Source organism: Dyella sp. GSA-30, assembly GCF_027924605.1.
Lineage (GTDB): Bacteria > Pseudomonadota > Gammaproteobacteria > Xanthomonadales > Rhodanobacteraceae > GSA-30.
Window position 1 is genome coordinate 4,016,710 of sequence record NZ_AP027042.1, and the last position, 23,319, is coordinate 4,040,028.

General features: G+C 60.8%; 10 protein-coding genes. 5 read left to right on the forward strand and 5 right to left on the reverse strand.

Annotated elements, in window-relative coordinates; genetic code table 11:
- Positions 1-9: 9 nt before the first annotated feature.
- Complete coding sequence (locus QMG46_RS16805) at positions 10-2,262, reverse strand: alpha-galactosidase D (RefSeq protein ID WP_281848999.1); 2,253 nt, start codon at positions 2,260-2,262, stop codon at positions 10-12.
- 1,006 nt (positions 2,263-3,268) lie between these two features.
- Entirely contained in the window at positions 3,269-4,588 is a 1,320-nt protein-coding gene (locus tag QMG46_RS16810) for an MFS transporter (RefSeq protein WP_281849000.1), read from the reverse strand.
- 166 nt (positions 4,589-4,754) lie between these two features.
- Between QMG46_RS16810 and cyoA the strand changes: the two genes are divergently transcribed.
- From cyoA to QMG46_RS16835, 5 genes are all read left to right on the forward strand, one after another.
- Positions 4,755-5,711, forward strand: a complete 957-nt coding sequence (cyoA, locus tag QMG46_RS16815; protein ID WP_281849001.1) for a ubiquinol oxidase subunit II — start codon at positions 4,755-4,757, stop codon at positions 5,709-5,711.
- A gap of 69 nt (positions 5,712-5,780) precedes the next feature.
- A complete protein-coding gene (gene cyoB, locus QMG46_RS16820) occupies positions 5,781-7,754 on the forward strand; it encodes a cytochrome o ubiquinol oxidase subunit I (RefSeq protein ID WP_281852913.1) in 1,974 nt (657 codons plus the stop codon).
- Positions 7,747-8,379: a cytochrome o ubiquinol oxidase subunit III gene (cyoC, locus tag QMG46_RS16825; protein WP_281849002.1), complete on the forward strand. Its 633-nt coding sequence runs from the start codon at positions 7,747-7,749 to the stop codon at positions 8,377-8,379. Before cyoB ends, cyoC begins: the two co-directional genes overlap by 8 nt.
- Positions 8,376-8,762, forward strand: coding sequence for a cytochrome o ubiquinol oxidase subunit IV (cyoD, locus tag QMG46_RS16830; protein ID WP_281849003.1), 387 nt, complete (start codon positions 8,376-8,378; stop codon positions 8,760-8,762). Before cyoC ends, cyoD begins: the two co-directional genes overlap by 4 nt.
- Before the next feature lie 32 nt (positions 8,763-8,794).
- Positions 8,795-9,562 (forward strand): SURF1 family protein, encoded by a 768-nt coding sequence (locus QMG46_RS16835; protein ID WP_281849004.1) that lies wholly within the window; start codon positions 8,795-8,797, stop codon positions 9,560-9,562.
- An 81-nt stretch (positions 9,563-9,643) separates the two neighbouring features.
- Here the strand turns inward: QMG46_RS16835 and QMG46_RS16840 are convergent, their stop codons facing one another.
- From QMG46_RS16840 to QMG46_RS16850, 3 genes are all read right to left on the reverse strand, one after another.
- The gene (locus tag QMG46_RS16840) at positions 9,644-10,390 is read right to left on the reverse strand and encodes a 3-keto-disaccharide hydrolase (protein ID WP_281849005.1); all 747 of its coding nucleotides are present in this window, start codon (positions 10,388-10,390) and stop codon (positions 9,644-9,646) included.
- A gap of 85 nt (positions 10,391-10,475) precedes the next feature.
- Positions 10,476-10,949 carry a hypothetical protein gene (locus QMG46_RS16845; protein WP_281849006.1) on the reverse strand — a complete coding sequence of 158 codons (474 nt, stop codon included), beginning with the start codon at positions 10,947-10,949 and terminating at the stop codon, positions 10,476-10,478.
- Between the two features lie 73 nt (positions 10,950-11,022).
- Positions 11,023-22,488 carry an autotransporter-associated beta strand repeat-containing protein gene (locus tag QMG46_RS16850; RefSeq protein ID WP_281849007.1) on the reverse strand — a complete coding sequence of 3,822 codons (11,466 nt, stop codon included), beginning with the start codon at positions 22,486-22,488 and terminating at the stop codon, positions 11,023-11,025.
- Between the last annotated feature and the right edge of the window lie 831 nt (positions 22,489-23,319).

Genomic DNA, 23,319 nt, shown 5'->3' on the forward strand with positions numbered 1-23,319 from the left:
GAGCAGCAACTACTTGCTACCCGGGCAAGTCTGGGTACTGACGCCGACCAAACCCGCACCGGGTGCCACCACGATGCGATCAAGATCGGGGGCATAGCCACCCGCGTTGGGATTGCCGATCTGGATCGTATTGGTACCGGCCTTGAGCGGCACGGTAATGATCGTCGGCACCGGATCGTCGAACGTACTTCCGTTCAGATCCAGCTGCCGCGCCTGGCCACCGTTGACCGTGACGAAGAACGTGCGCTGTCCGCTCGTCATATAGTCGATCTCCAGCTGATAGACGCCGGATACCGGGACGGTCACATTGGTGAAGGTGACGCTGTTGGCGGCACCGTTGCCGATATTGCCCGCCTTGGAAAGACCCGATGCGTAGTTGCTGAAACCTGCGGTCACCGTACCGCCCAAACTGGCCGCCTCGGCCTCATACACGGTGGCTGCCGGCAGCGGCGCGCGACCATCGCCGCTGATCACGATGCGATCCATATCCGGCGGATAGCTGGTCGGATTGCCGAACTGGATGCTGTTGTAACCGGCCTTCAGGCAGACCGGCACCGTGCTTGCCGATGGAATCTGGAAGCTGCCGCCACCGGAGTTGAAGGTCTGGAATGGACCGTCATTCACCTTGTACAGCGACGAACGCAGACTCAACGTCAACGAGTCGATCTGCATCAGATAGACGCCGGCATGACTCACATAGACATTGTTGAAGGTAACGGTGTTACCGGCGCCGAGGCCAAGACCACCGACCTTGCTGCCACCGGAACAACCGCTGCAACTGGCCACGCCTGCCGATCCGGCCAACGTCGCCGATTCGGCTTCGTAGCTGGTGCTGGGCGTCGATGCGGCATGCCCCGTCGCCGAGATCTTGAGCAGGCGCACGCCATGGCCTTCCAGTCGGGTCGAGAACGAACGCCATGAGCTACCGAGTTCGGTATGCGCCCACAAGTCGCGTACACGCCAGGCACCATTGATGCCGAGCTCATTCCACGGCAACTCGACCACCGCCGGTATCGCATTCATATTGAACAAGGCAACGTAATAGTCGCCGTGACCGAGATCGGAAACCCATACCTGCTGATCGCCGCCCCGTACCTGAGTGGCCGGCTTGCCGGACTGGTCGACGGCAAGCACCTCGTCGTTGGTCATCAGGCGTTTGCCGAAATCGTCGATCTTGGTGAGATCGCCACCCAGATACATCGGTGCATTGGCCATCGCCCATAACGTCACCGCCGAGCGCTTTTCATCCTTGGTCAGACCGTCAAGCGTGCCATCGCCGACATCGAGCGAATCCAAATCGTTCCATCCCAGCGTCGCATTGGTCGCGTGCTCCCAGCCGGGGATATCGCGAAAACGTTTGTAGATGCGCGGCCAGTCGGTCAATGTCGCGCAACGGCCTTCGCACTCGACGTCGTCATCGATACGGCGTGCATTGGAAAACTGCTGCCACGTGCTCAGATAGTCCTGATCGACTTGCCATGACACCGTCATCCAGATCGGCCGCCCGCTCTTGGCAATCGCCTTGGACCATGCGGCGACGTCATCGAGGTTGTTGATGCTCAGGTTGTCGCTATACGAGCCCGGCGTAACGCCGTCGAGCTTGATGAAATCCACGCCCCAGGACGCAAACAAGGCAACGACCGAATCGATGTACTCCTGCGCGCCGGGTTTGCTGAAATCGATCTTGTAGTGATACGGCGACGTACCCGGACCACCGAATGCATTACCGGCGGTATATGGCACCGCCAGGATGTCCTGGATGTGATACGACGTGCCGAGAATCGGCGAGTTCGCCAGCACCGCCGGCTCCTCGACACCGGGAATCCAGTAGATACCGGCCTTCTGTCCGTTCTGGTGGATGTGATCGATCAGCCCTTTGATATCCGGGAAAATCGCCAGATTGGGCGTCGGCCGACCATTGGCATCAAAACTCCCCTGCCACCCCGAATCCATATTGATGTAGTCGAAGCCGTGCGCCTGCAAACCCGACGACAGCAGCGCGTCGGACTGCGTGATCATGTTGGCCTGGGTCAGGTAATTCGAGTCGAGCGTTTGCTGGCTGAAACTGCTCCAGCCGAGATAAGGCTTATGCGCGACGCCATTGACTTGCGCGCTCGCCATCGCGGCAACGCCAAATAAGCCAAGCGCCAACGCGCAACGCGGAAAAAGAGAACTGACCGCACGCCGCAAGGAGAGGCTGCGACTGCGTACAGCGGGAGTAACTACGTTCGGATCGCGAGGCGCCCATACAGAGACATTCATCGAAGAATTCGTCCTTTAGGTATTAAACGGCCACAGGCGGGCTTTCACCGAAGCGTCCCCACGCCCCGACAAAAGTATATTTGTAGTACAAATTAAACTAGGCCCGCGCGGCTTACCCTGTCAAGAATTATTTGTAGGACAAATGAGAACTGCGGCATGGGGCGGTGGTATTGCGGCGGCGCAATATTTTTGCAGCGCAATATTTTTGCTGCGAAGAAGTATTGCGAGGAGTGAGTGGAGAGGAGTGAGTGGAGAGGAGTGAGTGGAGAGGAGTGAGTGGAGAGGAGTGAGGAGTAAGTAAGAGCGCAGTCGCACATCTCACCTCATTCCACCTATCCGTCATTCCGGCGAAGGCCGGAAGCGCTTTTCAACAGCGAAGCTGGTCATCTATTCCTCGGTCTCTCGCTCGTCAGAGGACATTTCGAAAACGGAAACGCTGAGGAATGGATTCCGGCCTTCGCCGGAATGACGAAAGGGATAGGCGAAGGTGAGAGGGCGAACGCTTTAAGTCCTCACCGCCACGACGCCTCGCGCACAGATTCGGCGTACCTCAGAAGCGCCAGAAGTGTCCCCTATCGGTTCGAGCAGGCGGCACGAACGGTTTTATCCCTCAATGCTGCTCAGAGCTCTTGATCCACAGGCCATTTCTCTTGGGTTACTTTCTCTTTACTCCGGACCTAAAGGTCCTCCGCCCTGCGGGCCGGCTTCGCCGTTCGCATGCGCTACGCGCAAGCGTGGGCCAGCAAAGAGAAAGTGACTCGCTCGCCGGCAGGCGAGTGAAACGCCCGCTGCGTAAGCGGCCAGGTCGCGAAAGCACCCAGGCAAGAACCAAGCACTGACGCCACTGGGTTCCGGCCTACGCCGGAATGACGATGTAGGAGGGTCTGCGTAAGCGGCCAGATCGCCCGAACACCCAGGTAAGAACCGAACACTGGCGTCACTGAGTTCCGGCCTACTCCGGAATGACGATGTAGGAAGGATGTCGATAATCCAAATTCACTGCAGCTCAGCCACGCGTCTCCAACGCCCGATTAACCCGCAACGCAATCAACGTACACCCCACACCCGAAAGCAAATAAACACTCACCGCCACCAGCCCAAACCTGGACGAAAGCCCAAGCGCAACCAACGGCGCAAACGCCGCCCCGATCAACCAGGCCATATCGGTAGTAAGCGCCGCCCCGGTATAACGAAACTTCGGTGCAAAGTTGGACGTCACGGTACCCGCAGCCTGCCCGTACGAAAGCCCCAACAAGGCAAAGCCAACGAGAATAAACGCGTCCTGCGCCGCCCGCCCGCCACCCAGCAACCAGGGCGCAAAAAGACTGAAGACACCAATCAGACAAGCCAGCGCACCAAGCGTATTACGACGACCAATCCGATCGGCGATGAAGCCGGAAGCGATCGTGCCGACAATCCCCAGAGCGCCACCGACGATCTGGATCGTCAACACCTGATCCACGGACTGTTCCGTACCCAACGAGATCCACGACAATGGAAATACCGTCACCAGATGGAACAGCGCATAGCTGGCCAGCGCAGCGAACGCACCGAGGAAAAGGTTGTAGCCCTGCCCTCTCAGCAACTCGATAGTGCCGATCGGCTCAAGCTCCCGCTCTTCGAGCAATTGGGAATATTCCTCGGTAGCGACCAGGCGCAAACGCGCGAACAGCGCAACCACATTGATGGCGAAAGCGACAAAGAACGGATACCGCCAACCCCAATCGGCAAAGTCGTCGACCGATAGATGCGTATGCAGATAAAGGAACAGCGAGCTGGCGATGACAAAACCGATCGGCGCGCCGGTCTGTCCCAGCATGGCGTACCAGCCGCGCTTTTGCGGCGGCGCGCTCAACGCGAGCAACGAAGGCAAGCCATCCCATGAACCACCGAGCGCGATGCCTTGCAGAAAACGAAAAAACGCCAGCAAGCCGATCGACCAGGCCCCGATCTGGTGATAACCGGGCAGGAACGACATGCCCGCCGTCGCGGTACCAAGCAAAAAAAGTGCCGCGGTCAATTTGGTGCTGCGGTCCCAGCGCCGCTGCACCGCCATGAAGATGGTCGTGCCCAGCGGCCGCGCGATGAACGCGAGGGGAAACACCGTAAAGGAATACAGAATACCGGTCAGTGTGCTTTCGAACGGGAAAAACACCGTCGGAAACACCAGCACCGCGGCGATGCCGAACACGAAAAAGTCGAAGTACTCCGAGGCACGTCCGATAACTACGCCGATCGCTATCTCACCTGGCGTGACGGCGACGTGAGCATCGTGATGCTCGTTTCCCGCGGAAAGATCTTGCGGATCGCCAAAGTTGCTCGACATGGCACGCCTCTCCCATTCGACTCAAACGGGGCTACAAAAAACCGTTCCCGGTAGTAGCATCTGGCGTGCATGCTACTACCGCCATGGGACATTGTGTCCTATGTCTTGTGCACATTCGATCGCGTAACGTTCGACACGGGATCTTTCTAGGGATGCGTTGCCGGCCATGTCCTTGAAACCTTTTCGCGGACTGCTTCCCATTGCCCTCGTCGTACTGGCGGGCTGCAGTACGGTCTTGATGTCCCCCTCGGGCGATGTGGCGCTCCAGCAGCGCAACCTGATCATCAACGCGCTGGTGTTGATGTTGATCATCATCGTCCCGGTGATCGCGCTTACCCTGTTCTTCGCCTGGCGCTACCGCGCCTCGGCCAAAGCCACCTACGCCCCGGAATGGGATCATTCCGTCATGCTGGAGCTGCTGATCTGGTCGGCTCCGCTATTGATCATCATCGCCCTGGGCGCACTGACCTGGGTCAGCACGCACAAGCTCGACCCGTATCGCTCGCTGGATCGCCTCTCCGCCGGGCGCCCCATCCCTGCAGAAGTGAAGCCGCTGGTCGTCGATGTCGTCACGCTCGACTGGAAGTGGCTGTTCATCTATCCCGAGCAGGGCATCGCCACCGTCAATGAGATGGCCGCGCCGGTCGACCGGCCGATCGAGTTCAAGATCACCTCGTCGACCATGATGAATTCATTTTTCGTCCCTGCCCTTGCTGGACAGATCTACGCGATGCCCGGCATGGAAACGCAGCTCCACGCCGTGATGAACAAGCAAGGACAGTTCGAAGGTTTCTCGGCCAACTACAGCGGAGCCGGCTTCTCCTATATGCGCTTTGCGTTTCATAGCTTGAGCGCCGATGCATTCGACCAATGGGTGGCGCAGGCAAGACAATCCGGTGACAAGCTCGATCGCGAGAGCTACAACGCGCTGGCCAAGCCCAGCACCAACGATCCCGTCCGACATTACGCGAGCGTGGCCCCGGGCCTGTATGAGGCCATCCTGAATCTCTGCACCGATCCTCAGCGCCAGTGTGTGAGCGACATGATGCATATGGGCGAGATGCGCCAGTCCGGCAAGTCCGGCGACGAACATCGGATGGATGCACCGGGAGCCGCCCAATGAGCCTGCACGTTGTTGAATCTTTGCGCAGGATGAGCCGCGATGCTTGACCATCCCGACATGACTCGAATGATTTTCGGCCGCCTGACCTGGGATGCCATCCCGCTGCACGAGCCGATCCTGCTATGGACCTTTATTGCCGTGGCGATCGGCGCCGTGGCCGTGCTCGGCCTCATCACCTATAACCGCCTATGGGGATATCTCTGGCGCGAATGGTTCACCAGCATCGACCACAAGAAGATCGGCATCATGTACATGGTGCTGGGATTGATCATGTTGCTGCGCGGTTTCTCCGACGCCGTCTTGATGCGTATCCAGCAGGCGATATCGTTCGGCCATTCGGTCGGCTACCTGCCACCGCATCACTACGATCAGATCTTCACCGCGCATGGCGTGATCATGATCTTCTTCGTGGCCATGCCGCTGATCACCGGCCTGATGAACTTTGTCGTTCCGCTGCAGATCGGCGCGCGCGACGTGGCGTTCCCCTTCCTAAACAATTTCAGCTTCTGGATGAGCACCGGCGGCGCCATCCTAGTGATGATGTCGCTGTTCGTGGGCGAATTTGCACGCACGGGCTGGCTGGCCTATCCACCGCTGTCGGGCATTGCCCAGAGTCCGGATGTCGGGGTGGATTACTACATCTGGGCGCTGCAGATAGCCGGCGTGGGGACCTTGTTATCCGGCATCAATCTATTGGTGACGATCGTCAAGATGCGCGCACCCGGCATGAACCTGATGAAGATGCCGATCTTCACCTGGACCGCGCTGTGCACCAACGTGCTGATCGTCGCCGCGTTTCCCGTACTGACTGCCGTGCTCGCCCTGCTCGCGCTGGACCGTTACGTCGGCACCAACTTCTTTACCTACGACCTTGGCGGCAACGCCATGATGTACGTTAACCTCATCTGGATATGGGGACATCCGGAGGTCTATATCCTGGTGCTTCCTGCCTTTGGCGTGTTCTCCGAAGTCACCTCCACCTTCAGCGGGAAGCGACTGTTCGGTTATACGTCGATGGTCTATGCCACAGTCGTGATCACGGTGCTGTCCTATCTGGTCTGGCTGCATCACTTTTTCACCATGGGCTCGGGTGCCAGCGTCAATTCGTTCTTCGGCATCACCACGATGATCATCTCGATACCGACCGGCGCGAAGGTGTTCAACTGGCTGTTCACCATGTATCGCGGGCGCATTCGCTTCGACGTGCCGATGCTCTGGACCGTCGGCTTCATGGTGACCTTCGTCATCGGCGGCATGACCGGCGTGATGCTCGCCGTGCCACCGGCGGATTTCTCATTGCACAACAGCCTGTTCCTGGTCGCACATTTCCATAACGTGATTATCGGCGGCGTGCTGTTCGGCCTGTTTGCCGGTATCAACTATTGGTTTCCCAAGGCCACCGGCTTCCGGCTGGATCCGTTCTGGGGCAAATGCGCGTTCTGGCTATGGCTGGTAGGTTTCTGGGTCGCCTTTACGCCGTTGTATGTGCTTGGACTGATGGGCGTGACGCGACGCCTCAGCCATTTCGAAGACCCGTCGCTACAGATCTGGTTCCAGATTGCCGCCTTCGGCGCCTTTCTGATCTTGCTCGGTATCTTCAGCATGATCGTGCAGTTGATCGTGAGTATCCGGCGACGCGAATCGTTGCGCGATATCACGGGCGATCCGTGGCAGGGACGCACGCTTGAATGGTCGACGTCGTCACCACCGCCGGCATACAACTTCGCCTTCACGCCGCAGATCCACGATACCGATGCCTGGTGGCAGATGAAGCACATGGGCTACCGCCGCCCCTTGCAAGGCTTTCTGCCGATTCATATGCCGAAGAACACCGGCGCAGGAATCATTCTGGCCGGCCTGAGCACGGTGCTTGGCTTCGCACTGATCTGGCAAATGTGGCTGCTCGTTATCGTGACCTTCGTGGCACTGCTGGTAGTCGCCATCGGGCATACGTTCAACTATGACCGCGACTATCACATCCCGGCCGATGAAGTCGCGCGCGTCGAAGCGCTTCGCACGGAGCAGCTAGCCAGCCATGTCTGAGACCACACTGTTACCCGCCGGAACACCGGGCTCGCCCCTGAGCTTCCAGGTTGCCGAGGACTACCATCCTCAGAACGGCACCTTGCTCGGGTTCTGGATTTACCTGATGAGCGATTGCCTCATCTTCGCCTGCCTGTTCGCGGTCTACGGCGTGCTGGGGCGAAGCTACGGCGGCGGCCCGACGGGACGCGAGGTGTTCGAGCTCCCGGTGGTTGCGCTCAATACGTCGCTGCTCCTGCTCTCGTCGATCACCTACGGCTTTGCCGTGCTGGAAATGCAGCGCAAACGTCAAAGCGGCACGCTGATCTGGCTGGCCATCACCGGCCTGCTCGGTGCCGGCTTTATCTTCTTCGAGCTGAAAGAATTCGCGCATCTGATCCATATCGGTGCCGGTCCGCAGCGCAGCGCGTTCCTGTCGTCGTTCTTTACGCTGGTAGGCACGCATGGCCTGCACGTTACCTGCGGCATCATCTGGCTGATCACCTTGATGGTGCAGGTCTCGAAGAAGGGCCTGATCGAAGCGAACCGGCGACGCCTGATGTGCCTTTCGATGTTCTGGCATTTTCTCGACGTCGTGTGGGTCGGCGTCTTCAGCTTTGTCTATCTGATGGGAGTGCTGCCATGAGCGCACCGACCGAGGTGACCGGCCACGGTCATGAGCATCATGAAGATGAAGCGGCGCACAGCACGCTCAAGGGTTACCTGACCGGATTCGTGCTTGCGGTGATTCTCACGGCCATCCCGTTCTGGCTGGTGATGAGCGGAGGCCTGGCCAAATCGAGCACCACGGCACTGGTCGTGCTTGGCTTGGCTGCCGTGCAGATCGTGGTGCACATGATCTACTTCCTGCACATGAACGCCAAATCGGAAGGCGGCTGGAACATGCTTGCGTTGATCTTCACCCTGGTGCTGGTGGTAATCACCTTAAGTGGCTCGATATGGATCATGTATCATTTGAACAACAACATGATGCCGGCAAGCATGCACGACATGTCGAACTTGCCCTAGCCCGATAGTCAGCGACCGATATGCCTCAAACCATGGAAGAACCGCGCACCCCGCGAGGGCTGTTTTCTCTCGCCCTGTGGGTCATTTTCGGTGCGATTATTTTTGCCGGCTTTGTCGCGCTCGGCACCTGGCAGGTCTATCGCCGTGCGTGGAAGCTCGATCTGATTGCCCGCGTCGATCAACGTATCCATGCACCGGTGACGACCGCACCCGGCCCGTCCCAATGGCCGCAGGTGAATGCCGCCAGCGACGAATACCGTCATGTGCAATTGAGCGGCTCCTATCTCTACGACCGGCAGGTCCTGGTGTGGACGTCCAGCGACCTGGGCAGCGGCTATTGGGTCATGACGCCGCTGCGGATGGCCGACGACTCGATCGTCATGATCAACCGCGGGTTCGTGCTTGCCGACCACTGCTCGACCACGGCCCCCTGCGTACCGGGAGCCACCGGCGACATTACGTTGACTGGCCTGATCCGCATGCCGGAAACCAGGGCGTTCCTGCGCCATAACGATATCGCTGCCGATCGCTGGTACACGCGCGACGTCGCGGCCATGGCAACGACACGCAAGCTTGAACACGTGGCGCCCTATTTTGTGGATGCGGACGCTCCGGTCAACGCGACATCGCAACCTGATACGTCCTGGCCACGCGCAGGTCTTACGATCGTGTCGTTCCCGAACAACCACCTGTCCTATGCGATCACCTGGTATGCGCTGGCGCTGCTTACGCTGGGCGCGGTGACATACGTCGTTCGCGATGGCCTGCGCTCACGCAAGACGCAAAGCAGATCCAACTAAGCGCACGAGTGCAGAGGGGTAAGAAGCAGGTACGAACTGTCGCACTCTCACTCCTCACTCCTCTCCACTCACTCCTGCTCTTCAAAGCGCCTTGATCTTGATATCCCGAAACCAGAGATGGATCGGCGTCTCGCCCTTGTCTTCGGTGCCCTGCAGGGAAATATGCCCCTTGTGAAACTTGGCGAAGCCCGGCATACGGGCGAACTTCGTGTGCGCCACCAGCTTGTCCCAGTCGGCGTCCCACAGATGCGTATCGACAACCTTGTGGCCGTTCTGGAAAAACTGCAGATGGCCGTGATCGGAAATAATTTCGAACTGATTCCAGTTGCCGGCCTCGCGCACACGTTCGACATCGGATGAAATCAAGTCGAAAAGATCGCCGGAGCGCTCGTAAAGCACCTGACTATCGGGCTTGGTACAGACCAGGTCGGCGATCTGCATCTCAGGTCCGGTCTCGTAGGTTTCATGGTATTCGGGCGATTCGTGCACGTTGAACATGATGCCCGCATCAGCGCAGGCGGTCATTTTCCATTCGAGCTTCAGGTCGAAATTCTCGTACTCGGCACTTGTCACCAGATCGCCGAAGTCCTTCTCGTCGCCGGTGCGACCGCGTTCGAGCATGATCGCGCCGTCCTGCACGCTCCAGTCCTTGCCCGGCGCCTTTTGCAGATACGAATGCCAGCCATCGAGGTTCCTGCCGTTGAAAAGCAGCTGCCAGCCATCGGCTTTTTCTTGCGGACTCAAGGTATTGACCGATTGCGCGGCAGCGACGCCGGACAGGGTGCAAGCGGCAACTATCACAGCGGCGAAAAGCGTCGATCGACTCACGGCTAGAACCCCTCTTAGGTGATTTCGCCGATTTTGCATCGATCTAAATGGCGCCACTAGTGACTATTGGCATACCCAGGAAGGGTCAGCGCGGTACGTGATATGCCGATGGCGACGAGATCCGCGGATCGGCGAATACGTGTATTTCCGTGGCGCAGCCCATGTGCGCCTCGGGCGCCAGCGGCACGTAGACATCCAGATTGCCGCCCGGGTAGGAGCGCGCATATTGCTCGAACCCGTCATGCCCGCCGTAATGAGGCAGTTTGCTCAGCTCGTACCGCGAGACAAGCTGATCCACACGCGGATCCGCCGATGGCTTGAGAAACAGCGCCAGGCGAATCACCGCTTGTGTGTCATCGATAATTTCCACGACGATGCGCGAGAACGCAGCGTCCAGACCGACATATCCATAAGTCGTGGTGCGATAACCGCCGAAGCTCAATGCTGCATCGGTGGTCTTGCTTATCGTCGCGCCCGTGTCGATGGCGCCCACCAGTCGGCTCAAGTCACGCAGATACATCGGCCGTGAAGCCGCAAGCTCCGCTTGAATCGCATCCATGGACACTGTCACTGACATGGGCGGCTTCGTTGCAAGATCGCGGCCGCCTGAATGGCGGCCGCGATGGATGGCCTCAGAAAGATACCGTCAGGGTCAACCGAGCTGATTGATCGTTCGCGTGACTGGCAAACTGCCCGAAGTAGCTCGCGTCGACCCAGGCATGCGAGCCCAGCGGCATGCGCAGACCCAGGTCGACAACACCGGCGTTGCTGGCAACGGCCACGCCCTGGATGTTGAAACCAGGACCACCTGCAACGAAGTGCTCGTTGCGGCTCGCCTGCGTGTCACCCCAGGCATGCTGCCAGCCGATACCGGCATAACCGCGCAAGCCGCTCTGGCCCAGGCTTGTCGTGCTGCGCAAGCCCAGCGTACCGATCGTCTGGTTGGCCGTTGCCGCATCGATGTCCAGATCGGCCGCACCGCCCTGTTCGCGGAAACCATCGGTATGCACCTGTACGCGCGCGAGGTTGGCATACGGCTCCAGGGTGGTGAACTGACCCAGGGGAATCACATAGCTGCCTTCCAGATAAGCCTGCGCGGTATGTGCGTCGTAGTCGCTGTTCGCACTCTGCGAGAAATCGGGGAAGCTGATCGAGCGATGGCCACGGATGTCCTGCCACGCGTAGATCACCGCACCGCGAAGCCGGAACGCACCCCATTCGGAATTGCCGTAGAAGCCGGCATACGTACTGTGGGCATTCGTATCCGAACCGAGCGAATCCACGCGCGTCGAATCCTGGCCGCGCGCAACCAGCACACCGAGCCGGGTCTGATCCAGCGGCAGATCGGCACCGACTACCAGGCCACTACCGTTCGATTGCATGTGCGAAGCATTGCCGTCGCCATCGTGATCGTCCCAATGTCCCCAGCCGGTGGTCCACACCACGACGCCGTCATGCGTTTCGCCGTTCGCCGTCTGGCCACCGTAGTCGATGCCCTGCAGATGCTGGTTCACCGCACTGCGGATATGGCTGCTGCTGTCGAACAAGGCGGTTTGCGTACTGGCATGCACTTCACCCGAGAGCTCGTTGAGCGCACGGCGTGCACCGTCTGGATCGAGCAAAGTCAACGCGGAATACACCGGATTGTCGAAGGTCAGGCCATCCATGCCGGTCGCGGTGTTCTTTTCGTTGTGCGTGTTGGCGATGTCGACAAAGCTCACCGCATTGCGCTGCAACGACAGATTCACCGCATTGGCGGTGTAGCTCAGCGTCGGCGTCAGGAAGGTCAGACTGGACTGCACGCCGGCAAATGTTCCGCTGACGCCCTGGCCACCGGTGATGATGGTGTATTCGGTCGTCGGCTTGTAGTTGCCGGGGCTGAGCAAGGCCAGCGCGGTGCCGCCCTGGATGGTGACCGTGCCCGCAACGGCGATCAAGCTGCTTTGGCCGGCCGCGTTCGCCGTGACCTGATACGTCGAACCGCTGCGCAGCAACGCATTGCCGCTGACATTGAGCGGATCGGTAAGACTGCTTGGCATGATCGTGCCTTGCAGATCCAGGCCGCCGATCGTGCCGATGCCGCTGAGCGTCGCACCGCTGTTGACGACGACGTTGCTATCGAGCGTCGCGCTCGCATGGCCGGCATCGCCGACAATCAGCGTGCCCGACTGCACCGTGGCTGTTCCGGTCGCCGAGTTGTTCCCATTCAAGGTCAGCGCACCGCTGCCCTGCTTGGTGATGCTGCCGGTGCCGCCAATGCTGCCATTGAATGCGCCGTCGCTGTTCTGGTTGAACACCAGTGCGGCGTTGTCGGTGATGTTGCCGGTCAGGCTGGTCGTGTCGCCCTGCAAGGTGCCTGCACTGATGACGGTACCGCCGGTGTAGCTGTTGGCACCGGCCAGTATCAGCGTGCCCGCGCCTTGCTTGGTGACCGTACCCGCGCCGGAGATAGCACCGGCAAAGCTGCCATCCGTCCCCTGATCGAAGACCAGTGCGGCGTTGTCGGCGATATTGCCCTGCAGGCTGGCCGAGTTGCCTTGCAACGTGCCCGCACTGATCGTCGTGCCGCCGCTGTAGCTGTTGGTGCCACTCAGGGTGAGTACGCCCGCACCTTGCTTGACCACCGCGCCGGCACCGGAAATCGCGCCAGCGAAACTTCCGTCGGTCGCCTGATTGAACGCGAGTGTCGCATTGTCGGCGATATTGCCTTGCAGGCTGGTCGTGTCGCCTTGCAGCGTACCGGCGCTGATCGTGGTGCCGCCGGCATAGGTATTGGCGCCGGTGAGCGTCAACGTGGCCGCGCCTTGCTTGATCAAGCTGCCGCTGCCCGAGATCGTTCCGGCAAACGTACCGTCGCTGGTCTGGTTGAAGGCAAGCGCGGCATTGTCGGTGATATCGCCTTGCAGGCTGCTGGTGGTGCCGGCAAGCGTACCCGCGCTGATCGTGGTGCCGCCGCTGTAGCTGTTGGTGCCGCTCAAGGTGAGCATGCCTGCGCCTTGCTTGGTCAACGAACCGCTGCCCGACACTGCGCCGGTAAAGGTACCGTCGCTCGCCTGGTCGAAGATCAACGCGGCGTTGTCGACGATGTTGCCCTGCAGGCTGGCGCTGTTCCCCTGCAGTGCACCCGCACTGATCGTGGTGCCGCCGGCATAGCTGTTGGTACCGCTCAGGATCAGCGTCCCCGCGCCCTGTTTCGTCACCGTGCCGCTGCCGGAGATAGAACCGGCAAAGGTACCGCCGGCTGCCTGGTCGAACACCAATGCGGCGTTGTCGGCGATGTTGCCCTGCAGGCTAGTGCTATTGCCCTGCAAGGTGCCGGCGCTGATCGTGGTGCCCCCGGTGTAGCTATTGGCACCGGTCAGGATCAGCGTGCCGTCGCCCAGCTTGGTCAGGCCGCCGCTACCGCTCAGTGCATTGCTCAAGGTGAACGCGTTACCTGCATCGGCAATGTCGACACCGCCGCCAGCCGCGCCCAGCGTGACCGCGCGTGCCGTGGTATTGAAGGCGGTGCCGGTAATGCGCAGCGTGCCGCCTTCGAAATCGAGGTTGGCCGATGCCGCGCCGAGATTCGCATCCGACGAGACCGAAAGTACACCCGCGCTCAACTCGGTACTTTGCGTGTACGTGCTGGCGCCGTTCAACACCAGGGTGCCCGCGCCGGTTTTATTGAAACCGTTGCCGGTCAGCACATTGTCGATGGTCGCCGTCCAGCCCGCGCTGGCGGAGCTGCCGTCGCCCACGCGTATTTCACTGAGCGGAGCCTGCGCTGTCCCGGTCAGACCGATCGCATCGCCATTGAGGTGATAGCCGTCGCTGGCGAACTGGATGCCCAGTGTCGTCACCGGTTGCGCTCCACCGGCATCGTCGACGGTGACCGTGCCCGGTGCGCCGCCGAAGATCACGAATGCATTGGCGGGCTCGCGCGTGGCCGTCACGCTGCCGGTGGCATCGGTCCAGTTCGCATTGGCTTGCGACCACACACCGCTGCCGCCACCCAGCTGACTGTTCGTCGCCAGACCGTTGGCATTCCAGAAGTTGAGATCCATCCCGGCGGTGGTGATGAGGTTGATCTGCTTGCTGCCGGTTAGGTTCTGAATGGTGTAGCCACCGGGCGGTGGCGTGATGCCGCCGTTGGCTTCGGTCAGCGTGCCGGTGTAGTTGAACAGGTTGTACAGGCCGGGGCCGAAACCACCCGCGTCGAGCGGATTGAGGGTGGCGCCATTGATGGTGAGGTTGCCGTTGACCTGAACGCTATGGCCCTGCCCTGGCGTGTTGATGTTGGGGCCCGGCGCGCCGAACGAGAAGTCCAGCTGGCTGCCCTGTTCGAGCAGCACGTTGCCATTGACGGTGAAACTGCCCACCGGATTACCCGGTGCCAGATGGCCGCCCGATTGGACGTCCAGATCGCCGTTGACTTGACCGAAGCCGCCGAGCGAGCCGGTATTGGCCACCGTGATACTGCTCTGCACGCTGGCCGACGCGTGCGCCGCATCGCCGCCAATGATCAGGCTGCCGGATGTCACCTGGGTCGCACCCGTATAGGTGTTGACCCCGTTGAGCGTCAACGCGCCGCTGCCGCTCTTCGTCACGCCGCCGGTGCCCGCGATTACGCCGGCAAAGTTGCCGCTGCCCACATCGAGCGTGGTGCCGCCCAGTTGAATCTGACCGCCCGTGCCGGTCAGGCTGGCCACGGTCTGATTGCCCGCGGCCGAGACATCGAGCGTGCCGTTGCCGCTCAAGCTCAACGCCGAGCCCGCCGCCAGGCTGCCACCGGCACCCAGCACCAGGGTGCCGTCATTGATGGTGGTACCACCGGTATAGAGATTGGCACCGGTCAAGGTTTGCGTACCGCTGCCATCCTTGATCAAGGCACCGCTGCCGCTTATCACGCCACCGAACGAGCCGTTCGCTGCGCTGTCGAGCGTTAGCGTGTTGCCGCCGATATTCACCGTACCGCCACCACCGTTCAACACACCGATCGTCTGATTGCCCGCGGCGGAGACATCGAACGTGGCGCCTGCCGCCAGATTGATCCCGCTCGATGCGGCAAGGCTGCTGCCGGCCCCCAGCGCCAACGTACCGGCATCGATGCCGGTGCTGCCGGTATAGGTGTTTGCACCGCTCAAGGTCAGCGTGCCGCTGCCTTGCTTGGTCACATCGCCGGTGCCGCTGATAACACCTGCATAAGTGCCGTTCGCGGTCTGATCGAAGATCAACGATGCGTTGTCGACGACATTGCCTTGAATGCTGGTCGTATTGCCCTGCAAGGCACCCGCGTCGATCGTTGTGCCGCCGCTATAGGTGTTGGCGCCACTCAAGGTCAGTGTGCCGGTGCCATCCTTGGTCAGGTTGCCTGTGCCCGATATCACGCCGGCAAAGGTTCCATTGGCCGCCTGATCGAAGATCAACGAGGCATTATCGACCACGTTGCCCTGGATGCTGGTGGTATCGCCTTGCAGTGCACCCGCGCTGATGGTGGTGCCGCCGCTGTATGTATTGGCGCCGGTTAGTGTCACCGTACCGGCACCCTGCTTGGTCAGGCTACCGCTGCCGGAAATCGCACCGGCCAGCGTTCCATTCGTCGCCTGATTGAGGATCAACGAGGCATTGTCGACCACGTTGCCCTGGATGCTGGTCGTATCGCCCTGCAATGCACCGGCGCTGATCGTGGTGCCACCGCTATACGTATTGGCACCGCTCAAGGTCAGCGTGCCCGCGCCCTGCTTGGTCAAGTCACCACTGCCCGATATCGCGCCGGTAAAGGTTCCATTCGTTCCCTGATTGAAGATCAACGACGCGTTGTCGGCGATATTGCCCTGCAGGCTGGTGGTGTCGCCTTGCAACGCGCCCGCGCTGATCGTGGTGCCGCCGCTGTACGTGTTGGCACCGCTCAGGGTCAACGTGCCCGCGCCCTGCTTGGTCAGATCGCCACTACCCGATATCACACCGGCGAAGGTACCGTTCGTTCCCTGATTGAAGATCAACGACGCGTTGTCGGCGATATTGCCCTGCAGGCTAGCGGTGTCGCCTTGCAGCGTACCCGCGCCGATGGTCGTACCGCCGCTATAGCTGTTGGCGCCCGACAAGACCAGGGTGCCGTCGCCCGACTTGGTCAGGCTGCCGGTACCGGTCAGCGCCTGGTTGACGGTGAAGGTGTTGCCTGCATCAGCGATGTCGAAACCGCCGCCGGTTGCGCCAAACACGATGGTGCGAGGCGTGCTGGTAAACGCCGTGCCGGTGACCTGCAAGGTACCGCCTTCGAAATCGAGATTGCCCGACGCCGCACCGAGATTCGCATCGGACGACACCGAAAGTACACCCGCGCTCAATTCCGTACCTTGGGTATACGTGTTCGCGCCATTCAAGATCAGCGTACCGGCACCGGTCTTCTGCAAGCCATTGCCGGTAAGCACGTTGTCGACGGTGGCAACCCAGCCTGCACTCGCCGCACTGCCATCACCCACACGTACCTCGGTGAGCGCACCGGGCGTTGCCGCCACCAGACCGAGCGGATCGCCATTGAGCAGGTAACCGTCGCTGGCGAACTGAATGCCTTGCGTGGTCACCGGCTGCGCACCACCGGCGTTGTCGACCGTGACGGTGCCCGCCGCACCACCGAAAATCACGAACGAATCGGCCGGTGCGCGTACCGCCGTAATGCTGCCGGTCGCATCGGTCCAGTTCGGGTTGGTCTGCGACCAGACGCCAGTGCCACCGCCCATCTGCGTCGCGTTGGCCAGCCCGTTGGCGTTCCAGATATTCAGCGACAGACCAACCGCGTTGATCAGATTGATCTGCTTGCTGCCAGTGAGGTTCTGGATCGAGTAACCCACCGGCGCGGTGATGCCGCCGTTGGTTTCGGTGAGGCTGCCGGTGTAGTTGAACAGGTTGTACAGGCCCGGGCCGAACCCGCCCTCATCGGTCGGGTTGAGCGCGGCGCCATTGATGCTCAGGTTCCCGTTCACCTGAACGTTATGACTTTGTCCGAGCGTGGTCGCATTCGCTCCCGGCGCGCCGAACGCAAAGTCGAGCTGACTGCCCTGATCCAGCGTGACGTTGCCGTTTACCGTGAAAGTGCCGACCGGAAGGCCGCCGGGCGCCAGATGGCCACCCGCCTGCACCTCCACATTGCCGTCCACGTGGCCGAAGCCGCCCAACGAGGCCGTCGTCGCCACGGTGACGTCGCTCTGTATGCCCGCCGTCGCGTGAGCTGCATCGCTACCGATGACCAGGCTGCCGGAAGTGACCTGCGTCGCGCCGGTGTAGGTGTTGCTGCCATCGAGTACCAGTGCGCCGGCACCGGCCTTGGTCAGGCCGCCGTTACCGCCGATCGCGCCGGCAAAGTTGCCGCTATCGACCGTCAACGCACTGCCGCCGCCAAGCAGGATCTGTCCGCTTGCGCCATTCAAGTTGGCAATCGTCTGGTTACCTGCCGTCGACAGATCCAGCGTGCCGGTGCCACCAAGCGTTACCGCTGAACCCGCCGCGAGACTTCCACCCGCACCAAGCGCCAGCGTACCGCCGGTGATCGTGGTGCCGCCGGTATGGAGGTTGGCGCCCGTCAATGTCTGCGTGCCGCTACCCTGCTTGATCAATGCGCCGGTGCCGTCGATCACGCCGCCAAAGCTGCCATTGCCCGCGCCGTTGAGCGTCAATGTATTTGCACCGATATCGATCGTACCGGCCGCACCGCCGAGCACACCCAGCGTCTGGTTGCCTGCCGCCGATAGATCCAGCGTGCTGCCTGCCGTCAGGTTGACGCCACTGGAGGCAGCCAGACTGCTTCCTGCGGCAAGCACCAAGGTGCCAGCATTGATCTGCGTCGCACCGGTATAGCTATTGGCGCCGCTCAGCGTCAACGTACCCGCGCCCTGCTTCACCAGACTGCCGCTGCCGCTGACCGCGCCGGCAAAGTTGCCGCTGGCCGTCTGGTCGAACACCAGGCTGGCGTTGTCCACGATATCGCCTTGCAGGCTGGTGGTATCGCCTTGCAATACCCCGGCACTGATCGTGGTACCGCCGGCATACGTATTGGCGCCACTGAGAATCAAGGTGCCGGCGCCATCCTTGGTCAAACTGCCGGTGCCAGAAAGCACACCTGCATACGTGCCGCTGGTGGCCTGATTGAACACCACGGCCGCGTTGTCGAGGATGTTGCCTTGCAGGCTGCTGCTGTCGCCTTGCAAGGTGCCCGCGCTGACGGTGGTGCCACCGCTATAGCTGTTGGTTCCACTCAAGGTCAGTACGCCGGCACCGCTCTTGGTCAGGCTGCCTGTGCCGGAGATGGCACCGACGAACGTGCCGTTTGCCGCTTGATTGAAGATCAACGAGGCATTGTCGACCACGTTGCCCTGGATGCTGGTTGTATCGCCCTGCAAGGCACCGGCGCTGATGGTGGTACCGCCGCTATAGGTATTAGCACCGCTGAGCGTAAGTACGCCCGCACCCTGCTTGACCAGCGCACCGGTGCCGGAGATGGCACCGGCGAAGGTACCGTCGGTACCTTGATTGAACGCGAGCGTCGCGTTGTCGACGACATTGCCCTGCAGGCTGGTGGTATCGCCCTGCAAGGTGCCGGCGCTGATCGTCGTGCCGCCGCCATACGTATTGGCGCCACTCAAGGTCAGCACACCAGCACCGCTCTTGGTCAAGCTGCCGGTACCCGACACCACGCCGGCGAATGTCCCGTTGGCGACCTGATTGAAAATCAGTGAGGCATTGTCCGTGATGTTGCCTTGCAAACTGCCGGTATCGCCCTGCAGCGCACCCGCGCTGATCGTGGTGCCGCCGGTATATGTGTTCGCGCCGCTCAGCGTCAGCGTACCCACGCCCGTCTTGCTCAAGCTGCCACTGCTCGATACGACGCCTGCGTAGGTACCGTTCGTCGCCTGATTGAAGATCAGTGCCGCGTTGTCGACGATATTGCCTTGCAAGCTGGCGGAGTCGCCCTGCAAGGTGCCTGCGCTAATGGTGGTGCCGCCGCTGTAGCTATTGGCGCCATTCAATGTGAGCACGCCCGCGCCCTGCTTGGTCAGCGAGCCCGTACCGGAGATCGCACCGACGAAAGTCCCGTCAGTGTTCTGCGCAAAGATCAGCGCGGCGTTATCGAGCATATTGCCCTGCAGGCTGGTCGTATCGCCTTGCAGCGCACCTGCGCTGATCGTCGTGCCGCCGCTATACGTATTGGCACCACTCAAGGTCAACGTTCCCGCGCCAGCCTTGGTCAGGCTGCCCGTACCCGACACGGCTCCCGCATACGTCCCATCGGTCGGCTGATTGAAGATCAGCGATGCGTTGTCGAGGATATTGCCGGTGATATTGCCGGTGTTGATCTGCAAGGCGCCGGCACTGATGGTGGTGCCGCCGCTATACGTGTTGGTGCCCGTCAGGGTAAGCGTGCCCGCACCTTGTTTGATGAGGTTGCCGGTCCCCGATACGACGCCCGCAAAGGTACCGTCGACGGCCTGGCCGAAGATCAGCGATGCATTGTCGGTGATATTGCCCTGCAGGCTGCTCGTATCGCCCTGCAGCGCACCGGCCGTAATAACCGTGCCGCCGCTGTAACTATTAGCGCCGCTCAAGGTCACCGTACCGGTACCCAGCTTGGTCAGGCTGCCGGTACCGGAGATGCCACCGACAAACGTGCCGTTGGTCGCCTGGTTGAACACCAGCGCCGCGTTGTCGACGATGGCGCCGGTCAGGCTTGCGGTCGTGCCCTGCAAGGTACCCGCGCCGATCGTGGTGCCGCCGGTATAGGTATTGGTACCGCTCAAGGTGAGCGTGCCCGCGCCTTGCTTGTTCAAGGTGCCGGTTCCGGAGATGGCTCCGGCAAAGCTGCCATCGATCGCCTGATTGAACACCAGCGCGGCGTTGTCGACGATATTGCCTTGCAGGCTGGTGGTGTCGCCCTGCAACGTGCCGGCGCCGATCGTGGTGCCGCCGCTATAGGTATTGGCGCCACTCAAGGTCAGCACGCCCGCACCCTGCTTGCTCAGCGCACCCGTACCGGAAATGACGCCTGCAAACGTACCGTTGGCTGCCTGGTTGAAAATCAGCGAGGCGTTGTCCGCGATATTGCCCTGCAGGCTGGTGGTATCGCCCTGCAACGCGCCCGCGTTGACGGTAGTGCCGCCGCTATAGGTATTGGCGCCGCTCAAGGTCAGCGTACCGGCACCCTGCTTCACCAATCCGCCGCTGCCGCTGATGACGCCGGCAAAGGTGCTGTTGGCTGCGCCACCCGTGGTCAGCGTACGCGCTCCGAGCAGCACTTGGCTGCCGGCTACGCCAATGAGATTGCCGATCGTCTGGTTGGCGCTCGAACCGGAGATATCCAGCGCGCTGGTAGCGCCGATCGTCACAGCACCATTGGCGGCAAGCGCACCACCGCCACTCAGCGCCAGGATGCCCGCATTGATATTCGTGCCGCCGGAATAGGTGTTGACGCCACTGAGCGTCAACGTGCCCGCACCCTGCTTGACGACACCGCCTGTACCGGTAATCGCGCCGGCGAAGGTCGTGCTGGCTGCGCCGCCTACGGTCAGGTTGTGCGCACCCAGCGCAACCTGGCTTCCCGCCACGCCCGTCAACGAACCGAGCGTCGTGTCCGCTGCGGCGGCGGAAATATCGAAGCGACTCGTGGCACCGGATAAATTCATGCTGCCAGTTGGCAGCAACGAACCACCGCCACTGAGTGCAAGCGTTCCGGCACTCACTATCGTGCCACCGGTATAGGTGTTGGCACCGGTCAAACTCAGGATGCCGCTGCCGCTCTGGGTCAACCCGCCCGTACCCGACAACACACCCGACAAGGTGAAGTTGTTGGTTCCCGCCGCGGTAAGTCCGCCGGTGCCCAGGGTCACGTTGTTTGCGATGGTCAGCCCGCCGTTCGACGCGGCGATGGCACCGCCGTTGGCCGAGATCGCGCTAGCACCGAAGACGCCACCGTTGTCGAAATTGACCAGGCCGCCATTGAGCGTGGCATCGCCGCTGACCAGCGGGCCCTGCAGATTCCAGGTACCGCTATTGACGAGCAGATGCTGGAAATTGATATAGGTGCCGCTGGAAAGCGTGGTTACCGCGCCACCCGTGCCCGTACCGGTGCCGCTGGTCGGCAAGACATTTTGCAGGACCAGCGTGTTGTTGCCGCCGGCACCGCCGTCGACGACGCCGGTCGGCGCGAAGCCGAGCGTTACGCCGACCAGGCCAAGCACGTTGAGATCCAGACCGATGCCACCGGCCAGATTGACCGAAGAGCCGGACACCGCGGTAAACGTATTGGTGCTACCGGCGCCCATCGAGACGCCGCCATTGATCGTGCCGGAGTTGGCAAACGTATTGCCCAGACCCGGCGTAGCGGACGCCTGGAAGGCGACGCGGCCGGTGATAGTTCCCGTATTGACGAAATTGACGCTGCCACCGCCGTAGACCGCCGATACGGGTGCATCCGAAGGAATCAGACTGATGCCAAGCAGGGCATTCGAGCCGATCGAACCGTCATTGCGGATATTGGTCACGCCCCCCGTGCCGTTCTGCACTGCCAGCGCCATGCCGGTCAGGCCATTGATGCTTACCCCGAGCAGACCCGAGGTTCCGTTCATCACGCCGGTGGCGGCGTTGTTGACGTTGACGGTGCTGGCATTGCCATTGCCGATAAAGGTGCCTGACGAAAGCAGGCCGAGGAGGCCGAGCAGGCTGGGATCGACCGTGCCGGCATTGTTGAACGTGACGTTGTTACCGGTCAGCGACATTGCGGTGCCGCCAAGACCTAGAAGCACGCCCGCGCTTGCGCCCGTTTGTACGTTAACTGTGATGTTGTTCGCGGTCGCCGCGTAGCTGGGAGCGAGAGGATTAGCAGCCCCGGTGCAGGTAACGGTAGCGCCAGCCGTTGGGTTGGCGGGCGTACAAGCGGCATATACCGATGAACTCACCCAGGGCATCGCAATCGCCAACGCCATGGCCAGACGCCGTCTGGGCCAGCTTGGCAAGGGGGAATCGCAACGCCCCGAGGACAATCCCGCATGCATCTGCGTCGTCAATTCGGAAGCCACTTGCCAAGCGTGCAACGCACGATTCCACACGAGCCTGTAAATGCGGTTCACGGTGTATCTCCTGATCTGGGCGGTAGACCAATCAATCTGCACATTCGAAACGCGACACTCGACCTCACCTCGGCGATCGGCTATTGCGGCTATTCACCCTGATGAATAGGCAACAAGCGACCGTCGCGCACGCATTAAGCGCGCACGTGATTTATCCATCCTCAAAACGAACTCAACTAAATCGTGGCAACTCGATTTTCAGACAATACGCACCCCTTCGCGCACAGATCGGCGAATTGAAAATGGATGGTGCAACGAAAGCCGACCCTCACCTCAAGGTGTTGGTCAAACGTCGCTAGTGGTGTTCAAGGAAATGGAATGAGCCAAGAACTAGCTTGGCGGCCCCTGACAACACCTGCACGAGAGAACCTGGCACTCCTCAGGCTCCAATACGGGTGTTCGAAAATTTGCCGTTTCCGGGTAGAACATGGATGTTGCCCTCCTTGTCGACCAGCGTGGGTATCGGCCACGCTGATGAATGCCACGGCACATCTGTGCCACGCGCATGCACCCTGAACTTCCCTGGTCAAATCGATGCCTCGAAGAGGAAATCGATTTTTTTATGTGAACCTCACCGGCAATGAGGTGTAGCGATTAATACACCAAACAATTAAAGCTAGCAACCGATAAAATCGTAGGACAACTTATGTATACAATAAATAAAAATAAGCACCTTCTTCACGGATAAATATTATTTAATGCGAATGTCTTGGATCGATAAAAACCGGAGCAATTAATCGATTCGAGCTTGACGCTCGGGCTTCGCCGCAGCGCACAAGATGATTGCATTGGCCAAAAAATCCACGGATAGTCCGGCTGGCGCCCACTCGC

Bases quoted from the DNA above. Each gene is read 5' to 3' on its own strand.
- QMG46_RS16805 (WP_281848999.1), bottom strand. From the start codon at position 2,262: ATGAATGTCTCTGTATGGGCGCCTCGCGATCCGAACGTAGTTACTCCC.
- QMG46_RS16810 (WP_281849000.1), bottom strand. From the start codon at position 4,588: ATGTCGAGCAACTTTGGCGATCCGCAAGATCTTTCCGCGGGAAACGAG.
- cyoA (WP_281849001.1), top strand. From the start codon at position 4,755: ATGTCCTTGAAACCTTTTCGCGGACTGCTTCCCATTGCCCTCGTCGTA.
- cyoC (WP_281849002.1), top strand. From the start codon at position 7,747: ATGTCTGAGACCACACTGTTACCCGCCGGAACACCGGGCTCGCCCCTG.
- cyoD (WP_281849003.1), top strand. From the start codon at position 8,376: ATGAGCGCACCGACCGAGGTGACCGGCCACGGTCATGAGCATCATGAA.
- QMG46_RS16835 (WP_281849004.1), top strand. From the start codon at position 8,795: ATGGAAGAACCGCGCACCCCGCGAGGGCTGTTTTCTCTCGCCCTGTGG.
- QMG46_RS16845 (WP_281849006.1), bottom strand. From the start codon at position 10,949: ATGGATGCGATTCAAGCGGAGCTTGCGGCTTCACGGCCGATGTATCTG.